The sequence below is a fragment of the Bacillus sp. PK3-037 genome (assembly GCF_054161355.1).
Map to the genome: position 1 here is coordinate 1801249 of NZ_CP096408.1, position 17028 is coordinate 1818276.

General features: G+C 43.1%; 21 protein-coding genes. 20 read left to right on the forward strand and 1 reads right to left on the reverse strand.

The genetic code is table 11. The features are described from left to right. The first annotated feature begins 10 nt into the window (after window positions 1–10). A complete protein-coding gene (gene fni / locus M1D69_RS09405) occupies window positions 11–1060 on the forward strand; it encodes a type 2 isopentenyl-diphosphate Delta-isomerase (RefSeq protein ID WP_458103930.1) in 1050 nt (349 codons plus the stop codon). Between the two features lie 49 nt (window positions 1061–1109). Here fni and M1D69_RS09410 read toward each other — a convergent pair whose 3' ends face one another. Next, window positions 1110–1241 carry a YpzI family protein gene (locus M1D69_RS09410; protein ID WP_010334754.1) on the reverse strand — a complete coding sequence of 44 codons (132 nt, stop codon included), beginning with the start codon at window positions 1239–1241 and terminating at the stop codon, window positions 1110–1112. Window positions 1242–1318: 77 nt separating this feature from the next. Between M1D69_RS09410 and M1D69_RS09415 the strand changes: the two genes are divergently transcribed. The 19 genes from M1D69_RS09415 (at window position 1319) to aroH (ending at window position 17022) form a co-directional block, all read left to right on the forward strand. Further along, complete coding sequence (locus M1D69_RS09415; RefSeq protein WP_458103929.1) at window positions 1319–1921, forward strand: YphA family membrane protein; 603 nt, start codon at window positions 1319–1321, stop codon at window positions 1919–1921. Then, window positions 1918–2811 carry a YIEGIA family protein gene (locus M1D69_RS09420; protein WP_458103928.1) on the forward strand — a complete coding sequence of 298 codons (894 nt, stop codon included), beginning with the start codon at window positions 1918–1920 and terminating at the stop codon, window positions 2809–2811. Before M1D69_RS09415 ends, M1D69_RS09420 begins: the two co-directional genes overlap by 4 nt. After that, on the forward strand, window positions 2808–3002 hold the full coding sequence (locus M1D69_RS09425; RefSeq protein WP_024121875.1) for a capping complex subunit for YIEGIA: 195 nt from the start codon (window positions 2808–2810) through the stop codon (window positions 3000–3002). The genes M1D69_RS09420 and M1D69_RS09425 overlap by 4 nt, the downstream gene beginning before the upstream one ends. A 153-nt stretch (window positions 3003–3155) precedes the next feature. Further along, entirely contained in the window at window positions 3156–4466 is a 1311-nt protein-coding gene (gene der / locus M1D69_RS09430; protein WP_010334750.1) for a ribosome biogenesis GTPase Der, read from the forward strand. A 16-nt stretch (window positions 4467–4482) separates the two neighbouring features. Further along, window positions 4483–5520 (forward strand): NAD(P)H-dependent glycerol-3-phosphate dehydrogenase, encoded by a 1038-nt coding sequence (locus M1D69_RS09435; RefSeq protein WP_458103927.1) that lies wholly within the window; start codon window positions 4483–4485, stop codon window positions 5518–5520. A 336-nt stretch (window positions 5521–5856) separates the two neighbouring features. Then, window positions 5857–6060 (forward strand): DUF2768 domain-containing protein, encoded by a 204-nt coding sequence (locus M1D69_RS09440; protein WP_458103926.1) that lies wholly within the window; start codon window positions 5857–5859, stop codon window positions 6058–6060. A 21-nt stretch (window positions 6061–6081) separates the two neighbouring features. Then, a complete protein-coding gene (locus tag M1D69_RS09445; RefSeq protein ID WP_458103925.1) occupies window positions 6082–6816 on the forward strand; it encodes a hypothetical protein in 735 nt (244 codons plus the stop codon). A gap of 182 nt (window positions 6817–6998) precedes the next feature. Next, complete coding sequence (gene spoIVA, locus M1D69_RS09450; RefSeq protein WP_010334746.1) at window positions 6999–8477, forward strand: stage IV sporulation protein A; 1479 nt, start codon at window positions 6999–7001, stop codon at window positions 8475–8477. Window positions 8478–8849: 372 nt separating this feature from the next. Then, complete coding sequence (gene hbs, locus M1D69_RS09455) at window positions 8850–9128, forward strand: non-specific DNA-binding protein Hbs (RefSeq protein ID WP_003153447.1); 279 nt, start codon at window positions 8850–8852, stop codon at window positions 9126–9128. A gap of 175 nt (window positions 9129–9303) precedes the next feature. Further along, window positions 9304–9876 carry a GTP cyclohydrolase I FolE gene (gene folE, locus M1D69_RS09460; protein WP_458103924.1) on the forward strand — a complete coding sequence of 191 codons (573 nt, stop codon included), beginning with the start codon at window positions 9304–9306 and terminating at the stop codon, window positions 9874–9876. 21 nt (window positions 9877–9897) lie between these two features. Continuing rightward, complete coding sequence (gene mtrB, locus M1D69_RS09465; RefSeq protein ID WP_277852196.1) at window positions 9898–10125, forward strand: trp RNA-binding attenuation protein MtrB; 228 nt, start codon at window positions 9898–9900, stop codon at window positions 10123–10125. Window positions 10126–10289: 164 nt separating this feature from the next. Beyond that, the gene (gene hepS / locus M1D69_RS09470) at window positions 10290–11045 is read left to right on the forward strand and encodes a heptaprenyl diphosphate synthase component 1 (RefSeq protein ID WP_024121870.1); all 756 of its coding nucleotides are present in this window, start codon (window positions 10290–10292) and stop codon (window positions 11043–11045) included. Window positions 11046–11050: 5 nt separating this feature from the next. After that, complete coding sequence (gene menG, locus M1D69_RS09475) at window positions 11051–11752, forward strand: demethylmenaquinone methyltransferase (protein ID WP_024121869.1); 702 nt, start codon at window positions 11051–11053, stop codon at window positions 11750–11752. 25 nt (window positions 11753–11777) lie between these two features. Then, on the forward strand, window positions 11778–12740 hold the full coding sequence (gene hepT, locus M1D69_RS09480; protein ID WP_024121868.1) for a heptaprenyl diphosphate synthase component II: 963 nt from the start codon (window positions 11778–11780) through the stop codon (window positions 12738–12740). Between the two features lie 115 nt (window positions 12741–12855). Continuing rightward, window positions 12856–13305 carry a nucleoside-diphosphate kinase gene (gene ndk / locus M1D69_RS09485; RefSeq protein ID WP_458103923.1) on the forward strand — a complete coding sequence of 150 codons (450 nt, stop codon included), beginning with the start codon at window positions 12856–12858 and terminating at the stop codon, window positions 13303–13305. A gap of 231 nt (window positions 13306–13536) precedes the next feature. Further along, window positions 13537–14307, forward strand: coding sequence for a protein-glutamate O-methyltransferase CheR (cheR, locus tag M1D69_RS09490; protein WP_458103922.1), 771 nt, complete (start codon window positions 13537–13539; stop codon window positions 14305–14307). A gap of 74 nt (window positions 14308–14381) precedes the next feature. Next, window positions 14382–15554: a chorismate synthase gene (gene aroC / locus M1D69_RS09495; protein ID WP_458103921.1), complete on the forward strand. Its 1173-nt coding sequence runs from the start codon at window positions 14382–14384 to the stop codon at window positions 15552–15554. Next, a complete protein-coding gene (gene aroB / locus M1D69_RS09500; protein WP_458103920.1) occupies window positions 15554–16642 on the forward strand; it encodes a 3-dehydroquinate synthase in 1089 nt (362 codons plus the stop codon). The genes aroC and aroB overlap by 1 nt, the downstream gene beginning before the upstream one ends. Further along, complete coding sequence (aroH, locus tag M1D69_RS09505; protein ID WP_458103919.1) at window positions 16639–17022, forward strand: chorismate mutase; 384 nt, start codon at window positions 16639–16641, stop codon at window positions 17020–17022. The genes aroB and aroH overlap by 4 nt, the downstream gene beginning before the upstream one ends. Window positions 17023–17028: the final 6 nt, after the last annotated feature.

Here is a 17028-nt window from a genome sequence, read left to right on the forward strand (position 1 = left end):
GGTGATAAACGTGACTCGAGCAGAACGGAAAAGAGAACACATCAATCATGCCCTTTCTACCGGCCAAAAGCGGGAGACGGGTCTTGATGATATTACGTTTGTTCATGTCAGTCTGCCCGATCTTGCATTAGAACAAGTAGATATTTCCACAAAAATCGGCGAACTTTCAAGCAGTTCGCCGATTTTTATCAATGCAATGACTGGCGGCGGCGGACAACTTACATATGAAATTAATAAGGCGCTTGCTAGAGCAGCTCGTATAGCTGATATTCCTCTCGCTGTCGGCTCACAAATGTCGGCGTTAAAAGACCCGTCTGAACGCTATTCGTATGAAATCGTCCGAAAGGAAAATCCGAATGGGCTGATTTTTGCCAACTTGGGCAGTGAGGCAACAGCTCGTCAGGCGAAGGAAGCTGTCGAAATGATTGAGGCGGATGCGCTGCAGATTCACCTGAATGTGATTCAGGAAATTGTCATGCCCGAAGGCGACAGAAGCTTTAGCGGCGCTCTTTCCCGTATTGAACAAATCTGCAGCGAAATCAAAGTGCCTGTCATAATAAAAGAAGTAGGCTTCGGAATGAGCAAAGAATCAGCAAGAAAGCTGTATGACGCTGGTGCGGCAGCTGTTGATATCGGCGGTTACGGAGGGACAAATTTCTCGAAAATAGAAAATCTCCGAAGACAGCGCCAGATCACTTTTTTCAACTCATGGGGGATTTCAACAGCAGCGAGCTTGGCGGAAATCGGCTCTGAGTTTCCCGGTAAAACAACGATTGCGTCCGGCGGCCTTCAAAACGCGCTTGATGTCGCGAAGGCGATAGCTCTTGGGGCTTCCTGTACCGGAATGGCAGGGCACTTCTTAAAAGCGCTGACTGAAAAAGGCGAAGAAGGGCTGCTTGAAGAGATTCAGCTGATGCTGGAGGAATTAAAAATGATTATGACTGTGCTTGGCACCAGTACGATTTCTGATTTGCAAAAGGCTCCTCTTGTCATAAAAGGTGAGACTCATCACTGGCTGACAGAGAGAGGCATTCATACTTCCAATTACAATGTGCGTTAACAGCTGTATAAGAAAAGCCCAAAACGGTGTGAGTTTTGGGCTTTTTGTATTATGATTTACGCTTTTTAAATTTGCCGTTTTGTTCAAGGCTGGTGGCTCCGTCATAGTGAATCGATTGGTCCCGGTCTGATTCCACTCTGCCCGAAGCCTTGAGTTTTTTCTCCTGTCTGTCTTTTCCCATGATCATTCTCCTTTACGTGAAGCGGTTTGTTTAAAAAAAGTGTTTAGACTCCATACTGGGAGTATGGAGGAAGCGATATGGAACAATTTTATTATTATTGGTCAATGTGGTTTTTGTGGGTGCTGACAACCTTTATTCTTGGAAAGACGAAAAGGCGCTTTGTCGTCTCAGTATTTATTTTGACTAATATCATCTTAAGCATACATCACTTTACTTTATATTTTTCTCTGAATGCGGCGTACGTGATGTTTCTCGTTTGCGGGTGTGTCTATGCCGGATATTTAGGGATGTATAAACGATTTCGCTATATCATGGTGCACCTGACGCTTGTTTCCGGGTATGCGTTTGTTTATCTTTTTGCATTATATGATCCGGTTTGGTTCATCATAAAACCTGAGTGGACCGCTGTTGTATTATGTGTGCTTTTGACTGCTTCTGTTGAAAGGGATTTTCAGATGCAGCTTGCCTTATATGTTCTAGGAATGTGCCAAGGCGAACTCGTGTATTCTTTTGTCATTCAACAATTGGCAGGACATACGGCTGTCGGAGGTTTTCAATGGCTTAACGCGTGCTCTGCGGGAACGATATTGCTGTTTGGCATATCAAAATATGAACAGCTCGCCAGTCAAATTGGCCAGAAAGGCAAAAGATCAAACAAAGGAGCTACTAAAATGTCATGAGTGATTACATCTATCCGATTATTGCGGGGGTCATAGCAGGAGTCGCCACAAGGCTGTATATGCTGAAAACAGATTACCGTCAGTATCCGACCTATATTCACGGAAAAGTCATTCATATTGCACTTGGGCTTATTGCGGCAGGGTTAGGGGCAATTATTATGCCTGCGCTATTACAGGAGGAGTTTACGGCCATCACGTTTTTGACGCTTGCAGCCACTCAATTCAGAGATGTCAGAAATATGGAGCGGAATACGCTGACACAAATGGATTCGTACGAACTTGTCTCAAGAGGAAGCACCTATATTGAAGGAATCGCCATTGCGTTTGAAAGCAGAAATTATATCGTGATTTTTACTGCTCTTTTGACAACATCGGCGTATGTGTTTTTCTCAATCTGGGCTGCTGTCATCACCGCTGTTGTTTGTTTTTTGTTAGCAATGAAATTTATGTCCGGCAGTGTATTGAAAGATATTGTGGATATTGAGTACATAGAGCCTCACTTCGACGGACCGGGTCTGTTTGTAGATAATATTTATATGATGAACATCGGACTTCCGGAGAAACAGGAGCTGATTTTAAAGCATGGGATGGGGTTTATTTTAACGCCTAAAAATTTTAATTCAGCTGCAACCATTGCCAACCTAGGTCAGCGCCAGGCCATTTTATTTGATGTCTCCAATGTGCTGGGAGTGTATCGGGACTCAGGAGAGCCGTCCCTGACGCCAATCGCGAAAAGGGATCTTAATGACGGAAGAGTGGGCGTTTTTGTCCTGCCCCAAATTCATCACCCGGAAACAGCTGTTCAGATTATCAGCAATGTTCCGACCTTGGAAAACGCGATCAGAATGCCTACGGAATTTATCAAAAAACAGGATAAGGTGATAGGATGAGTGAATCGCTGACGAAAGTGATTTTGTCTGTTATCACGACAAACCGGAACCGTGCTTCAGGAGGGACACCCATCTTTTTTTGTAATGACCAAAAAGAGATGGAGCTTTTCGCTAAAAACCTTGAGGCAATCCTTGATGGAATTGCCCATAGAATCGGGGAAGATGTTTATTTGATCGTGAAACATTTTTAAGAATAGTTGTGATCCGAGTAAAAACTGATATAATAAATGAGTTAAGCCCTTCCTCTGAAGGGTTTCTTTTCATAAAAGTGAATGAGATGATTTAAATAACCGGTTGAGAATTTATGTAAAAATGAAAGCGGCTGGATCGAAAGGAAGGGTACTATGGGTAAACCTGTCGTAGCCATTGTCGGGAGACCGAATGTAGGAAAATCCACAATCTTTAACCGGATTGCGGGTGAGAGAATTTCAATAGTAGAAGATACCCCTGGTGTGACAAGGGATCGGATATACAGCTCGGCTGAATGGCTGAATTATGATTTTAATTTGATTGATACGGGCGGTATTGATATCGGTGATGAGCCGTTTCTAACACAGATACGCGAGCAGGCCGAAATCGCCATGGATGAAGCGGATGTCATTATTTTTATGGTGAATGGCCGTGAAGGTGTGACTGCTGCTGATGAAGAAGTAGCGAAAATTTTGTACCGCACGAAAAAACCTGTTGTTTTAGCGGTAAACAAACTGGATAACACAGAAATGAGAGCGAATATTTATGATTTTTATTCGCTGGGCTTTGGTGAACCGTATCCGGTTTCAGGAACACACGGACTGGGACTCGGAGATCTATTGGATGCCGCAGCGGAGCATTTTAAAAATATCCCTGAAACAAAATACGATGATGAAGTCGTTCAATTTTGCCTGATCGGACGCCCGAATGTAGGAAAGTCTTCTCTGGTAAACGCGATTCTTGGCGAAGATCGTGTCATTGTGAGTAATGTGGCAGGAACAACAAGAGATGCCGTTGATACAACATTTACTTATAACCAGCAGGATTTTGTCATTGTAGACACTGCCGGCATGAGAAAAAAAGGTAAAGTGTATGAAACGACAGAAAAGTACAGCGTGCTGCGGGCGCTGAAAGCCATCGACCGCTCTGAAGTTGTTGCGGTGGTGCTTGACGGTGAGGAAGGCATTATCGAACAGGACAAGCGAATCGCGGGTTATGCACATGAAGCAGGCAAGGCTGTCGTGATCGTAGTGAATAAATGGGATGCTGTTGACAAAGATGAAAGCACGATGAAAGAATTTGAACAAAATATCCGCGACCATTTTCAATTTCTTGACTATGCACCGATTCTGTTCATGTCAGCATTAACGACAAAACGGATTCATACGCTCATGCCTGCGATCATTAAAGCAAGTGAAAATCACTCACTTCGTGTCCAGACGAATGTCTTAAATGATATCATTATGGATGCGGTGGCAATGAACCCGACACCGACTCATAACGGGTCACGCTTGAAAATTTATTATGCGACTCAAGTTGCGGTGAAGCCGCCGAGTTTTGTTGTGTTTGTAAACGATCCCGAACTGATGCATTTTTCATACGAACGATTTTTAGAAAACCGAATCAGAGACGCGTTCGGTTTTGAGGGGACACCAATCAAAATATTTGCAAGAGCTAGAAAATAAAAAGGTGTGAATCAAAATGAAAAAAGTAACAATGCTTGGAGCAGGGAGCTGGGGAACCGCGCTGGCTTTGGTTTTAACCGATAACGGAAATGAAGTATGCGTCTGGGCTCACCGTGCAGAGTTAATACATCAAATCAATGAGCTGCACGAGAATAAAGACTATTTGCCAAATGTTAAGCTGCCTACAACTATGAAAGGGACAACCAATATGAAAGAAGCTGTGTCAGACGCAGATTTCATCATAGTTGCTGTTCCGACCAAAGCGATTCGGGAAGTGTTGAGACAGGCAGTGCCTTTTATGACGAAAAAAGCAGTTTTTGTTCATGTGAGTAAGGGGATAGAGCCGGATTCGCTCCTGCGCATTTCTGAAATTATGGAAATTGAGCTCCCGAGTGATGTCAGAAAGGACATTGTCGTGCTCTCCGGGCCGAGCCATGCTGAAGAAGTAGGACTCCGGCATCCGACAACCGTCACTTCCTCTTCAAAGAGCATGCAGGCTGCAGAAGAGGTGCAGGATCTGTTTATAAACCACAATTTTCGGGTGTACACAAATCCTGACATTATCGGTGTAGAAATCGGAGGCGCTCTGAAAAATATTATCGCCCTTGCTGCTGGCATCACAGACGGCTTAGGATACGGCGATAATGCCAAAGCTGCTTTGATTACGCGGGGGCTTGCTGAAATTGCGAGACTCGGCACAAAAATGGGCGGGAATCCGCTAACGTTTTCCGGATTGACAGGTGTCGGAGACCTGATTGTTACGTGCACAAGTGTTCACTCCAGAAACTGGCGTGCCGGCAATTTACTCGGAAAAGGGTACAAGCTTGAGGACGTTCTCGAAGAAATGGGAATGGTCGTTGAGGGAGTGCGCACGACAAAAGCGGCTTACCAGCTTTCAGAAAAATATCAGGTGCAAATGCCGATTACAGAAGCCCTTCATCAAGTTCTGTTTAATGGACAAAAGGTAGAAACCGCTGTTGAATCCTTAATGGCGAGAGGGAAAACCCATGAGATGGAGGACTTGGTGAATACATTTGATAACCAAGTTAAATAAAAGTGTCAACGGAATAGAAATCCGCATATTCTAATTGCACGAAAGCCCGAAACACAGAAGAATACCCAAGCCTTGGGATCTCCTGAAACATTTTGCCGATTTAGGCAAGAGAGGATGCATCTGTATGCAAAGTCGCATACTATAGCATCGAAGTCCAAGAGAGTGTTTCTTAAACGTAGGTGAATATAGTCAATTTGACTGAAGCAAAGTCCCCCTCTTTGCTTCAGTTTTTTTATTCTATCAAAGGATGGAAAATCTGGTTGATCTTTTCAAGCGCTGTATATTAAAATAAAATGTAACGCTTACAAAACAAATGGCGGAGGGGGCGCGGGTCATTTGAGTCTGGCATTGATCAAAATGTGGTTTGCCCTTGGTTCCATGGGGCTGATGTTTCTGGCCGTAGCATGCATCTATTTAAGCCGTTTTAAATGCCGAAGCCGTTTTCTGAAGATTGCGGTTTCGTCGTTTGCTTACATGTGTGTATTGATTTCAGGAATTATTGTATTTGTGGTGGTATTCAGCGGCCCTGTTAATGAATAAAGCTGTAAAAGGAAGTGCTGTATGGGTAAACTGAAGTGCGCTATGATTTTTGTAGCAGTGATTTTCTTATCTGGATGTTTATATCCGCATGAGCGGAAAAGCAGTGTACAAGCCACTCCATATCAAGACCAATTAAAGCTGGTTCAATCAGCCGTTGATGAATTTCAAAAGGCAAACGGAGGACTGCTTCCAATTCAAACAAAAGATATGTCAACACCGCTTTATCAAAAATATCCGATAGATTTTAACCGTTTAGCGCCGAGATATATGGCTGAACCTCCAAGCACGGCATATGAAAGCGGCGGAGACTATCAATACGTGCTTGTCGATGTAGAGAATAATCCGACTGTTAAACTGATTGATGTAAAGATGGCGGAAAAAATACGTGATATCAAATTACGCGTTCAAATGTACCGCCAAGAACATAAATATCCGCCATATCAGGATGTATTAGCGCGTGACTTGTTTACGCTTGATGGGAAAAAACTAGGGGAGGCTGACTCTCTTTCTGTCACAAGCCCTATCTCAGGAAACTCCCTGCCGCTTATGATTGACGGAGACGGAGAAATTTATGCCGACTATCGGACAGAGCTCGTTTCCTGTCTCAAAAAAAGCAAAAAAACTTTTAAACCCGGCACGGAAATACAGGACATAATATGGGAAGAGACGCCTTTTGTCCCCGTATTTTCAGTGAAATATACCGTTAATGACAAACAAGAACCTGTTTTTTTAGAAAATGATATAAAAAAGGAATGAACCTTTCTCCCTTGCATACAAATAGGGAGAAAGGTTTTTTTATACTTTAATAGATTAAGGATGGAAAATTTTCTAAAGATGTCATATTGAAATAGGACAACGTCATACACATATAGTGTCCTGTGTTTGATTGAAAAAGGTTAATAAAATTGATAAGGATAGGAAGTCCGGGAGGGGATCACTTGGAAAAGGTCGATATTTTCAAGGATATCGCTGAACGAACAGGAGGCGATATATACTTAGGAGTCGTTGGTGCTGTCCGTACAGGGAAATCCACGTTTATTAAGAAATTTATGGAGCTTGTGGTGCTCCCGAATATCAGTAATGAAGCAGACCGGGCACGTGCGCAGGATGAACTGCCTCAAAGCGCAGCCGGAAAAACGATTATGACTACAGAGCCTAAATTTGTTCCGAATCAGGCGATGTCTGTTCATGTATCAGACGGACTCGATGTCAATATAAGATTAGTAGATTGTGTAGGCTACACAGTGCCGGGTGCGAAAGGATACGAGGATGAAAACGGCCCGCGGATGATTAATACACCTTGGTACGAAGAACCGATCCCGTTTCATGAGGCTGCTGAAATCGGAACGCGGAAGGTGATTCAAGAACATTCGACCATCGGAGTGGTTATTACGACAGACGGCACGATTGGCGATATCGCCAGAAGTGACTATATAGAGGCGGAAGAAAGAGTCATTGAAGAGCTGAAAGAAGTCGGAAAACCCTTTATTATGGTCATTAACTCAGTAAAACCGTATCACCCGGAGACAGAGGCGATGCGCCAGGATTTAAGCGAGAAATACGATATCCCTGTTTTGGCAATGAGCGTAGAAAGTATGCGGGAAAACGATGTACTGAATGTTCTCAGAGAGGCTCTTTATGAGTTTCCAGTGCTTGAAGTAAATGTAAATCTCCCAAGCTGGGTCATGGTGCTGAAAGAAAACCATTGGCTGCGCGAGAGCTATCAGGAATCAGTGAAGGAAACTGTTAAGGATATTAAACGGCTCCGTGATGTCGACAGGGTTGTCGGTCAATTCAGCGAGTTTGAGTTTATTGAAAGTGCCGGATTAGCCGGGATTGAGCTCGGCCAAGGGGTTGCAGAAATTGATTTGTATGCGCCCGACCATTTATATGATCAAATCCTAAAAGAAGTGGTAGGCGTTGAAATCAGGGGCAGAGACCACCTGCTTGAGCTGATGCAGGATTTTGCCCATGCGAAAACGGAATATGACCAGGTGTCCGATGCCTTAAAAATGGTTAAACAGACGGGATACGGCATTGCAGCGCCTGCTTTAACTGACATGAGTCTGGATGAGCCGGAAATTATACGGCAAGGCTCACGATTCGGCGTAAGATTGAAAGCTGTCGCACCGTCAATCCATATGATCAAAGTGGATGTCGAAAGCGAATTTGCGCCGATTATCGGAACTGAAAAACAAAGCGAGGAACTGGTGCGTTACTTAATGCAGGACTTTGAGGATGATCCGCTTTCAATTTGGAACTCTGACATTTTTGGAAGATCGCTCAGCTCTATCGTGAGAGAAGGGATTCAGGCAAAGCTGTCACTGATGCCTGAAAATGCACGGTATAAATTAAAAGAAACATTAGAAAGAATCATAAACGAAGGATCAGGCGGCTTAATCGCCATTATCCTGTAATGCGGGGAGACCTCTTTATAGAATAGGAGGTCTTTTTTCTTTGCTCTTAATATTGGAAAAGGATCAAGGAATAGGATGAAAAAAGGAAAAAAAGGAATATTTGTTCGATAAATCACGGTAAATCCTTGACGAGCAAGGGATTGACGCTTTAAAATGCTTGATATGGCTTTTTATATGTGTTACTCTACATACAGAAATTCTTCACTCTGATGGACAAACATTCCTTGGAGTGCAGTTTTTCTTAAAAGCCGTTTAATTGTCTTTCTCTTGCTTGTCTGATTTTTTTCTCAGGCAGGTTTAGAATCAGACTGAACTGTGAAGAAATGATAATAAACGAACTGAGCTTATTCCTTTTGGGAGGAGGTGAAAGGCATGAACAAAACAGAACTTATCAATGCGGTTGCGGAAGCAAGCGAATTGTCTAAAAAAGACGCGACAAAAGCAGTTGACTCTGTTTTTGATACGATCTTAGATGCACTTAAAAACGGTGATAAAATTCAACTGATCGGTTTTGGTAACTTCGAGGTGCGTGAACGTTCTGCACGTAAAGGACGCAATCCTCAAACAGGTGAAGAAATCGAAATTCCAGCAAGCAAAGTACCTGCTTTCAAACCAGGTAAAGCGCTTAAAGACGCAGTTGCCGGAAAATAATTGTGAATATAGATCGTGTATGCATCTAGATTACATACACTTTATTTCTTCACAGAAAAGCCCCTTCTTAAGGGGCTTTTCATTTTTTTAGGAGCGTGTGCATTCACTTTGCTTTTAGCGGGGCATGTGTGCTAGAATCGAAATTAAATGTATTCATTGGTGGAGGACACAGAACATGAAAGAAGTTAATAAAGAACAAATCGAACAAGCTGTTCGTCAAATTTTAGAAGCGATCGGAGAGGACCCAAACAGAGAAGGGCTTCTTGATACTCCGAAACGAGTCGCAAAGATGTATGCCGAAGTATTCTCCGGCTTGAATGAAGATCCAAAAGAACATTTCCAGACTATCTTCGGTGAGGACCATGAGGAGCTTGTTCTTGTAAAAGATATCGCGTTTCATTCTATGTGTGAGCATCACCTTGTTCCTTTTTACGGAAAAGCACATGTTGCATATATACCGCGGGGCGGAAAAGTCACAGGGCTCAGCAAATTGGCGCGTGCCGTTGAGGCAGTTGCAAAGCGTCCGCAGCTTCAGGAGCGCATCACTTCTACAATTGCAGAAAGCATCGTAGAAACGCTTGATCCGCATGGCGTAATGATTGTTGTTGAAGCAGAGCATATGTGCATGACAATGCGTGGCGTAAGAAAGCCGGGCGCCAAAACAGTCACTTCAGCTGTCAGAGGCATTTTCAAAGATGATGCTGCTGCACGTTCAGAAGTATTGGAACATATTAAACGCCAGGACTAATAAAGATAGAGGGTGCTATAAATGAACGAAAAGCATTCAAGCGATTTTGTCATCATTAAAGCAATTGAGGATGGAGTGAATGTGATCGGCCTGACAAGGGGAACGGACACAAAGTTTCACCATTCCGAAAAACTCGACAAGGGAGAAGTCATCATTGCTCAGTTTACAGAGCATACTTCTGCCATTAAAGTCAGAGGAGAGGCGCTCATTCAAACCGCATACGGAGAAATGAAAAGCGAAAAAAAATAAGCTGGCTGTCCCCGCTGTTTTAAAGCAATGCTCGCAAACAGCGGGAGGATACAGCCAATTTGTTTTTTTTATGCTATAATGATACCTGCGTAATCTTATGACAAAATAAAACTCATACATATGATTTAGAAATAAATGTGAATTTGGGGACAAGGGTGATATTTTTGCAAGACATCTACGGAACTTTAGCCAATCTGAACACGAAAATAAAACAAAAGCTGTCTCATCCTTATTTAGCGAAGCATATTTCTGCGCCTAAGATCGATGAGGATAAGCTTCTTCTTTTTCATGCATTATTTGAGGAAGCCGACATAAAAAACAATGACAGAGAAAATTATATTGTAACAGCGATGCTTGTACAAAGCGCCCTTGATACCCATGATGAAGTAACGACAGCCAGAGTCATAAAACGAGACGAAAACAAGAACCGCCAATTGACTGTTCTTGCAGGCGATTATTTCAGCGGACTGTACTATTCATTACTATCTGAAATGAAGGATATCTACATGATTAGAACGCTCGCTACAGCAATTAAAGAAATCAATGAACATAAAATTCGTCTGTATGACCGATCTGTAAAGGACGAACACCATTTTTTCGAAAGTGTCGGCATCGTTGAATCAGCTCTATTCCATCGGGTGTCTGAACATTTCAATCTCCCGCGCTGGAAGAAGCTATCGAGTGATTTTTTTGTATATAAGCGGCTTATGACCGGAAATGATACATTTTTAGATGTGATCGGCAGTGTTATACAGCTGGGGAAAACAAAAGAAGAGATGCTGGAAGAGTGTTTTAAGAAAGCAAAGAACAGCATTGAGTCACTTCTGCCTCTAAGCTCACCTATTCAGCAAATTTTATTAAACCGCCTGAAGACAATCAGCCAAGATCAAACTTATCATCAGAAAGTGGAAGAAGGGTAACCATTATGCAGGACTCAAAAGAACAGCGGGTACACGGAGTATTTGAAAAAATATATAAAAACTACGACCAAATGAACTCTGTCATCAGTTTTCAGCAGCACAAAAAATGGCGTGATAAAACGATGCGCATCATGGGTGTAAAAGAAGGTGCCAAAGCTCTTGATGTTTGCTGCGGAACAGCTGACTGGACGATCGCTCTTGCAAAAGCAGCCGGTAAAACCGGTGAGATAAAGGGTTTGGATTTCAGCGAAAACATGCTGAGCGTCGGCAAACAGAAAGTAAAAGACGGCGGTTTCAGTCAAATCGAACTGCTGCACGGAAATGCAATGGAGCTCCCTTTTGATGATAATACATTTGATTTTGTAACAATTGGCTTCGGACTGCGTAATGTGCCTGATTATTTGACCGTACTGAAAGAAATGAGACGTGTGGTGAAGCCTGGCGGCCAAGTGGTATGCCTGGAAACCTCACAGCCTGAAATGTTCGGATTCAGACAGGCCTACTTTATGTATTTTAAGTATATTATGCCGTTTTTCGGGAAACTGTTTGCGAAAAGCTATAAAGAATACTCGTGGCTCCAAGAGTCAGCCAGAGAATTTCCTGGTATGAAGGAACTGGCAGGCCTGTTTGAAGAGGCGGGTCTGAAAAATGTCAAATATCATTCGTTTACTGGCGGAGTCGCTGCCACGCATATCGGATGGAAATGAAAACACAGATGTTTGGGTGAATGATATGAAATTTAAAATGGCCTACTCTTTTTTAAATGACGATATTGATGTAATTGAAAGGGAGCTTGAACAAACCGTACGCTCCGATTATCCGCTTTTGAGCGAGGCGGGTCTTCATCTATTGCAGGCAGGAGGCAAACGGATTCGGCCTGTCTTCGTTCTGCTTTCCGGCATGTTTGGCGATTACGATATCAATAAGATTAAATATGTCGCTGTCACTCTGGAAATGATTCATATGGCATCGTTGGTTCATGATGATGTCATTGACGATGCGGAGCTTCGCCGGGGAAAGCCGACGATCAAAGCCAAATGGGATAACCGAATTGCGATGTATACAGGAGATTATATGCTTGCCGGATCTCTTGAAATGATGACGAGAATTAATGAACCGAAAGCGCATCGGATTTTGTCACAGACCATTGTTGAAGTGTGTCTTGGAGAGATTGAACAAATCAAAGACAAATACAATATGGAACAGAATCTCAGAACGTATCTGCGGCGCATAAAGAGAAAAACGGCGCTTCTTATCGCTGTCAGCTGTCAGCTGGGGGCTATTGCGTCCGGAGCTGAAGAGAAGATTCATAAGGCGCTCTACTGGTTTGGATATTATGTCGGCATGTCTTATCAAATCATTGATGATATTCTTGATTTTACTTCAACTGAAGAAGAACTGGGTAAACCGGTTGGAGGCGATTTGCTTCAAGGAAATGTTACATTGCCTGTCCTATATGCATTAAAAAATCCAGCTTTAAAGAATCAGCTTAAATTAATTAACAGCGAGACGACACAAGAACAGCTTGCGCCCATTATTGAAGAAATCAAAAAGACAGATGCAATTGAAGCATCGATGGCAGTGAGCGAGATGTATCTGCAAAAAGCTTTCCAAAAACTTAACACGCTCCCGAGAGGGCGTGCGCGTTCTTCTCTTGCAGCCATCGCAAAATATATCGGTAAAAGAAAATTTTAATTTTTTGTAGATATTAAGAAATTTCTCCGCCCCGGATTGATTAATTATCTGAAAGATGTTACGATTTCGGTGTGCAATGTGAAAGCCTATACATACATATGATGGGGTGGAGAATGTGATGGAAAAGACTTTTATCATGGTGAAACCGGACGGTGTCCAACGGCAGCTGATCGGAGAAATTTTATCTAGATTCGAACGTAAGGGCTTACAATTAGCTGGCGCAAAGCTGATGAGAGTAACTGAACAAATGGCCGAGAAACACTATTCCGAACATCAAGGGAAGCCTTTCTTTGGAGAACTTGTTGAGTTTATTACTTCCGGACCAGTTTTTGCGATGGTGTGGGAAGGCGAAAATGTCGTTGAAGTGACCAGGCAGCTGATTGGAAAAACAAACCCTAAAGAAGCATTGCCAGGCACCATTCGCGGGGATTTCGGCATGTTTGTCGGAAAAAATATTATCCACGGCTCTGATTCTCTGGAAAGCGCTGAGCGTGAGATTAATATTTTCTTTAAGGATGAAGAGTTAGTATCATATCAACAACTCATGACAGGCTGGATCTATTAATCATTGCTGAAAAAGCCGAGAGAAGAACCGGTATCTGCACTCCGCCGGTTTCGGCTTTTTTGTAAAGGTTTACATTGATTTGAATAATGGCTAAACGACAGGGGATCTACCACTGTCTTTACCAATCATCTGAAATCAGCTGAAAAGCTGATTTTTTTATTTGAAACAATACAATTTCCTGATAAAACAGGCTATACTAGGACAAAAGACAGCGAGACTGGGAGAGAAGAGATGGATACATACAGCGTATTTACAACCAAATGGAAACAATTAACTGGAGTTGATTTAACTTTATACAAAGAAGCGCAAATGAAGAGAAGGCTGACATCCCTATATGAGAAAAAAGGTTTTCAAAGCTTTAAGGATTTTGCAGTCGCATTAGAAAAGGATCAGGCGCTTTTAAATGAAACATTGGACAGAATGACGATTAATGTTTCAGAATTTTATCGAAATTATAAAAGATGGGAAGTTCTTGAAACAGCTATTTTGCCTTTAATCAAACATTCAAAGCCTTTAAAAATATGGAGCGCGGCATGCTCTACAGGGGAGGAGCCTTATACGCTCGCAATGATTTTAGACCAGCAGAAAGGGCTCCCAGGCTATCAGATTTTGGCGACTGATATAGATGATAAAGCATTGGAAAAAGCGAAAAAAGGCGTGTATCAGGAGCGGTCTTTGCAAGAAGTGCCGTCTTCTGTGAAGGATCGTTATTTTACTCAAAACGCTGATAAGAGCTATGAAGTGAAACAGGACATAAAGAAGAACATTAGGTTTCAAAAACATAATCTGCTTGCGGATCGCTACGAGCAAGACTTTGATTTGATTGTGTGCCGCAATGTTTTTATTTATTTTACTGAAAACGCAAAGGAAGAGCTGTACTTAAAAATGGCGCATAGCTTAAAAAAGAATGGGGTTCTCTTTGTCGGCAGCACAGAACAGATCTTCAATCCGGAGAAATTCGGCCTTTCTCCCGCGGATACATTCTTTTATCAAAAAAGATAGACTGACTTTTTGCTGAAAAATATGTTATAGTAGTCTTACTTAAAAGCGTTAATGCGATGAAGGGAGAAGAAGTCATGAGATATTTAACAGCCGGTGAATCACACGGCCCCCAATTGACAACCATTATTGAAGGTGTGCCTGCGGGGCTTTACATAACTGAGGAAGATATCAACTTTGAGCTTGGCAGACGCCAGAAAGGCCATGGCCGCGGGCGCCGCATGCAGATCGAAAAGGACCAGGCGAAAATTATGAGCGGGGTGCGCCATGCCCGCACTCTCGGTTCACCAATCGCACTTGTCGTAGAAAATAACGATTGGAAACACTGGACTAAAATTATGGGTGCGGCTCCGATTACTGAGGAAGAAGAAAAGGAAATGAAACGCCAAATCTCCAGACCAAGACCGGGACACGCAGATTTAAACGGTGCGATTAAATATAACCACCGCGATATGAGAAATGTGCTTGAGCGCTCTTCAGCGCGTGAAACGACCGTAAGAGTGGCGGCAGGCGCTGTCGCTAAAAAGATCCTTTCTGAGCTTGGCATTAAGGTAGCGGGACACGTATTACAGATCGGGGCAGTTAAGGCGGAAAAAACGGATTATACTTCAATTGATGACTTGAAGCGTGTGACTGAAGAGTCTCCGGTCAGATGCTACGATGAAGAAGCAGGCAAAAAAATGATGGATGCCATTGACGAAGCGAAGGCAAACGGAGATTCCATCGGCGGAATTGTGGAAGTGATTGTTGAAGGGATGCCGGTGGGCGTGGGCAGCTACGTTCATTATGACCGTAAACTGGACAGCAAGCTTGCTGCGGCAGTACTGTCTATTAATGCATTTAAAGGTGTGGAATTCGGCATCGGTTTTGAAGCGGCCGGAAGAAACGGAAGCGAGGTTCATGACGAGATCATTTGGGACGAAGAAAAAGGATATACGCGTGCTACGAACAGACTTGGCGGATTGGAAGGCGGCATGACGACAGGAATGCCAATCGTTGTCCGCGGAGTCATGAAGCCGATTCCGACATTATATAAACCGCTGAAAAGTGTGGATATCGAAACGAAAGAACCGTTTTCTGCCAGCATTGAACGTTCAGACAGCTGCGCAGTGCCAGCGGCAAGTGTAGTGGCGGAAGCTGCTGTTGCATGGGAAATTGCGAATGCTGTTGTTGAACAATTCGGCTTAGACCAAATTGACCGCATTAAAGAAAACGTGGAGAATATGAGAAAACTGTCGAGGGAATTTTAATGAAAACACTGCATGTTCAAACCGCTTCCTCTTCGTATCCTGTATTTATCGGACAAGAAATCAGAAAAAAGGCTTGTGAACTATTAACCTCGCTAAACAGGCCATTAACACGCATTATGCTTGTTACCGATGAAGAAGTGGATCGCCTCTACGGTGATGAAATGCTTCACCTGCTGGAAGAAAAATGGCCTGTGAAAAAAGTGACGGTGCCGAGCGGAGAGCAGGCGAAATCAATGGATATGTACACGAAGCTGCAGAGTGAAGCGATTCGATTTCATATGGATCGCTCCTCATGCATCATCGCTTTTGGAGGCGGTGTTGTAGGAGATCTTGCTGGATTTGTGGCTGCCACTTTTATGCGCGGCATTGATTTCATTCAAATGCCTACAACGCTTTTGGCGCATGACAGCGCGGTCGGAGGAAAAGTAGCGGTGAATCATCCGCTTGGAAAAAATCTGATCGGCGCATTTTATCAGCCCAAAGCCGTGCTTTACGATACGGACTTTCTCCGTTCCCTACCGGAAAAAGAGCTTCGGTCCGGGATGGCAGAAGTGATTAAGCATGCTTTTATTTATGACAGAGAATTCCTGAAAGACCTGCTGGACATTCACTCACTGAACGATATCACCAGCGGGCAGCTGAATGACATGATTTTTAAAGGCATTTCGATTAAAGCGTCTGTCGTTCAGCAGGATGAAAAGGAAGAAGGAATCAGAGCCTATCTTAACTTTGGGCATACACTCGGCCACGCAATTGAGGCGGAGTATGGCTACGGACAGATCACTCACGGTGATGCGGTAGCACTCGGTATGCAGTTTGCTTTATATATAAGTGAACAGGAAGCCGGCTGTGAAATGGACAGAAATCGATTAGTCAGCTGGCTTAAGAACCTGGGCTATCCAAGCCGCATTAAAAAAGAAACGGCAACTTCCGTGCTTTTAGACCGTATGATGAATGATAAAAAAACCCGCGGCGGTATGATTCAATTCATCGTTCTCAAAGAATTAGGAAAAGTCGCCGACCATACGTTTTCAAGAGATGAACTTGAGAGCTGGCTGAACAAATGGCGAATGGAGGAGACATCATGATGATTCGTGGAATTCGCGGAGCAACGACAGTCGAAACGGACACTGAAGAAGAAATTTTACAAAAAACCAAACAGCTGTTAGAAAAAATGATAGAAGAAAACAAAACAAAGCCGGAAGATGTTGTTCAAATGCTTCTATCGGCGACACCTGACCTGCACTCTGTTTTCCCGGCAAAAGCTGTCCGTGAGCTTTCTGGCTGGCAGTATGTGCCGGTAACATGTATGCAGGAAATGGATGTTACAGGCGGGCTGAAAAAATGCATAAGGGTCATGATGACTGTTCAGACTGATGTTCCTCAGAATCAAATCAGACATGTCTATTTAGAAAAAGCGGTTGTATTAAGACCCGATTTATCATTGACAAAAAATAATGAATTGTAATACGAT

Coding starts and splice junctions, on each gene's coding strand:
- M1D69_RS09415 (WP_458103929.1), top strand. CDS start 1,319: ATGGAACAATTTTATTATTATTGGTCAATGTGGTTTTTGTGGGTGCTG.
- M1D69_RS09420 (WP_458103928.1), top strand. CDS start 1,918: ATGAGTGATTACATCTATCCGATTATTGCGGGGGTCATAGCAGGAGTC.
- menG (WP_024121869.1), top strand. CDS start 11,051: ATGCAGGACTCAAAAGAACAGCGGGTACACGGAGTATTTGAAAAAATA.
- hepT (WP_024121868.1), top strand. CDS start 11,778: ATGAAATTTAAAATGGCCTACTCTTTTTTAAATGACGATATTGATGTA.
- der (WP_010334750.1), top strand. CDS start 3,156: ATGGGTAAACCTGTCGTAGCCATTGTCGGGAGACCGAATGTAGGAAAA.
- mtrB (WP_277852196.1), top strand. CDS start 9,898: ATGAACGAAAAGCATTCAAGCGATTTTGTCATCATTAAAGCAATTGAG.
- aroB (WP_458103920.1), top strand. CDS start 15,554: ATGAAAACACTGCATGTTCAAACCGCTTCCTCTTCGTATCCTGTATTT.
- M1D69_RS09410 (WP_010334754.1), bottom strand. CDS start 1,241: ATGGGAAAAGACAGACAGGAGAAAAAACTCAAGGCTTCGGGCAGAGTG.
- aroC (WP_458103921.1), top strand. CDS start 14,382: ATGAGATATTTAACAGCCGGTGAATCACACGGCCCCCAATTGACAACC.
- M1D69_RS09435 (WP_458103927.1), top strand. CDS start 4,483: ATGAAAAAAGTAACAATGCTTGGAGCAGGGAGCTGGGGAACCGCGCTG.
- aroH (WP_458103919.1), top strand. CDS start 16,639: ATGATGATTCGTGGAATTCGCGGAGCAACGACAGTCGAAACGGACACT.
- M1D69_RS09445 (WP_458103925.1), top strand. CDS start 6,082: ATGGGTAAACTGAAGTGCGCTATGATTTTTGTAGCAGTGATTTTCTTA.
- cheR (WP_458103922.1), top strand. CDS start 13,537: ATGGATACATACAGCGTATTTACAACCAAATGGAAACAATTAACTGGA.
- hbs (WP_003153447.1), top strand. CDS start 8,850: ATGAACAAAACAGAACTTATCAATGCGGTTGCGGAAGCAAGCGAATTG.
- folE (WP_458103924.1), top strand. CDS start 9,304: ATGAAAGAAGTTAATAAAGAACAAATCGAACAAGCTGTTCGTCAAATT.
- M1D69_RS09425 (WP_024121875.1), top strand. CDS start 2,808: ATGAGTGAATCGCTGACGAAAGTGATTTTGTCTGTTATCACGACAAAC.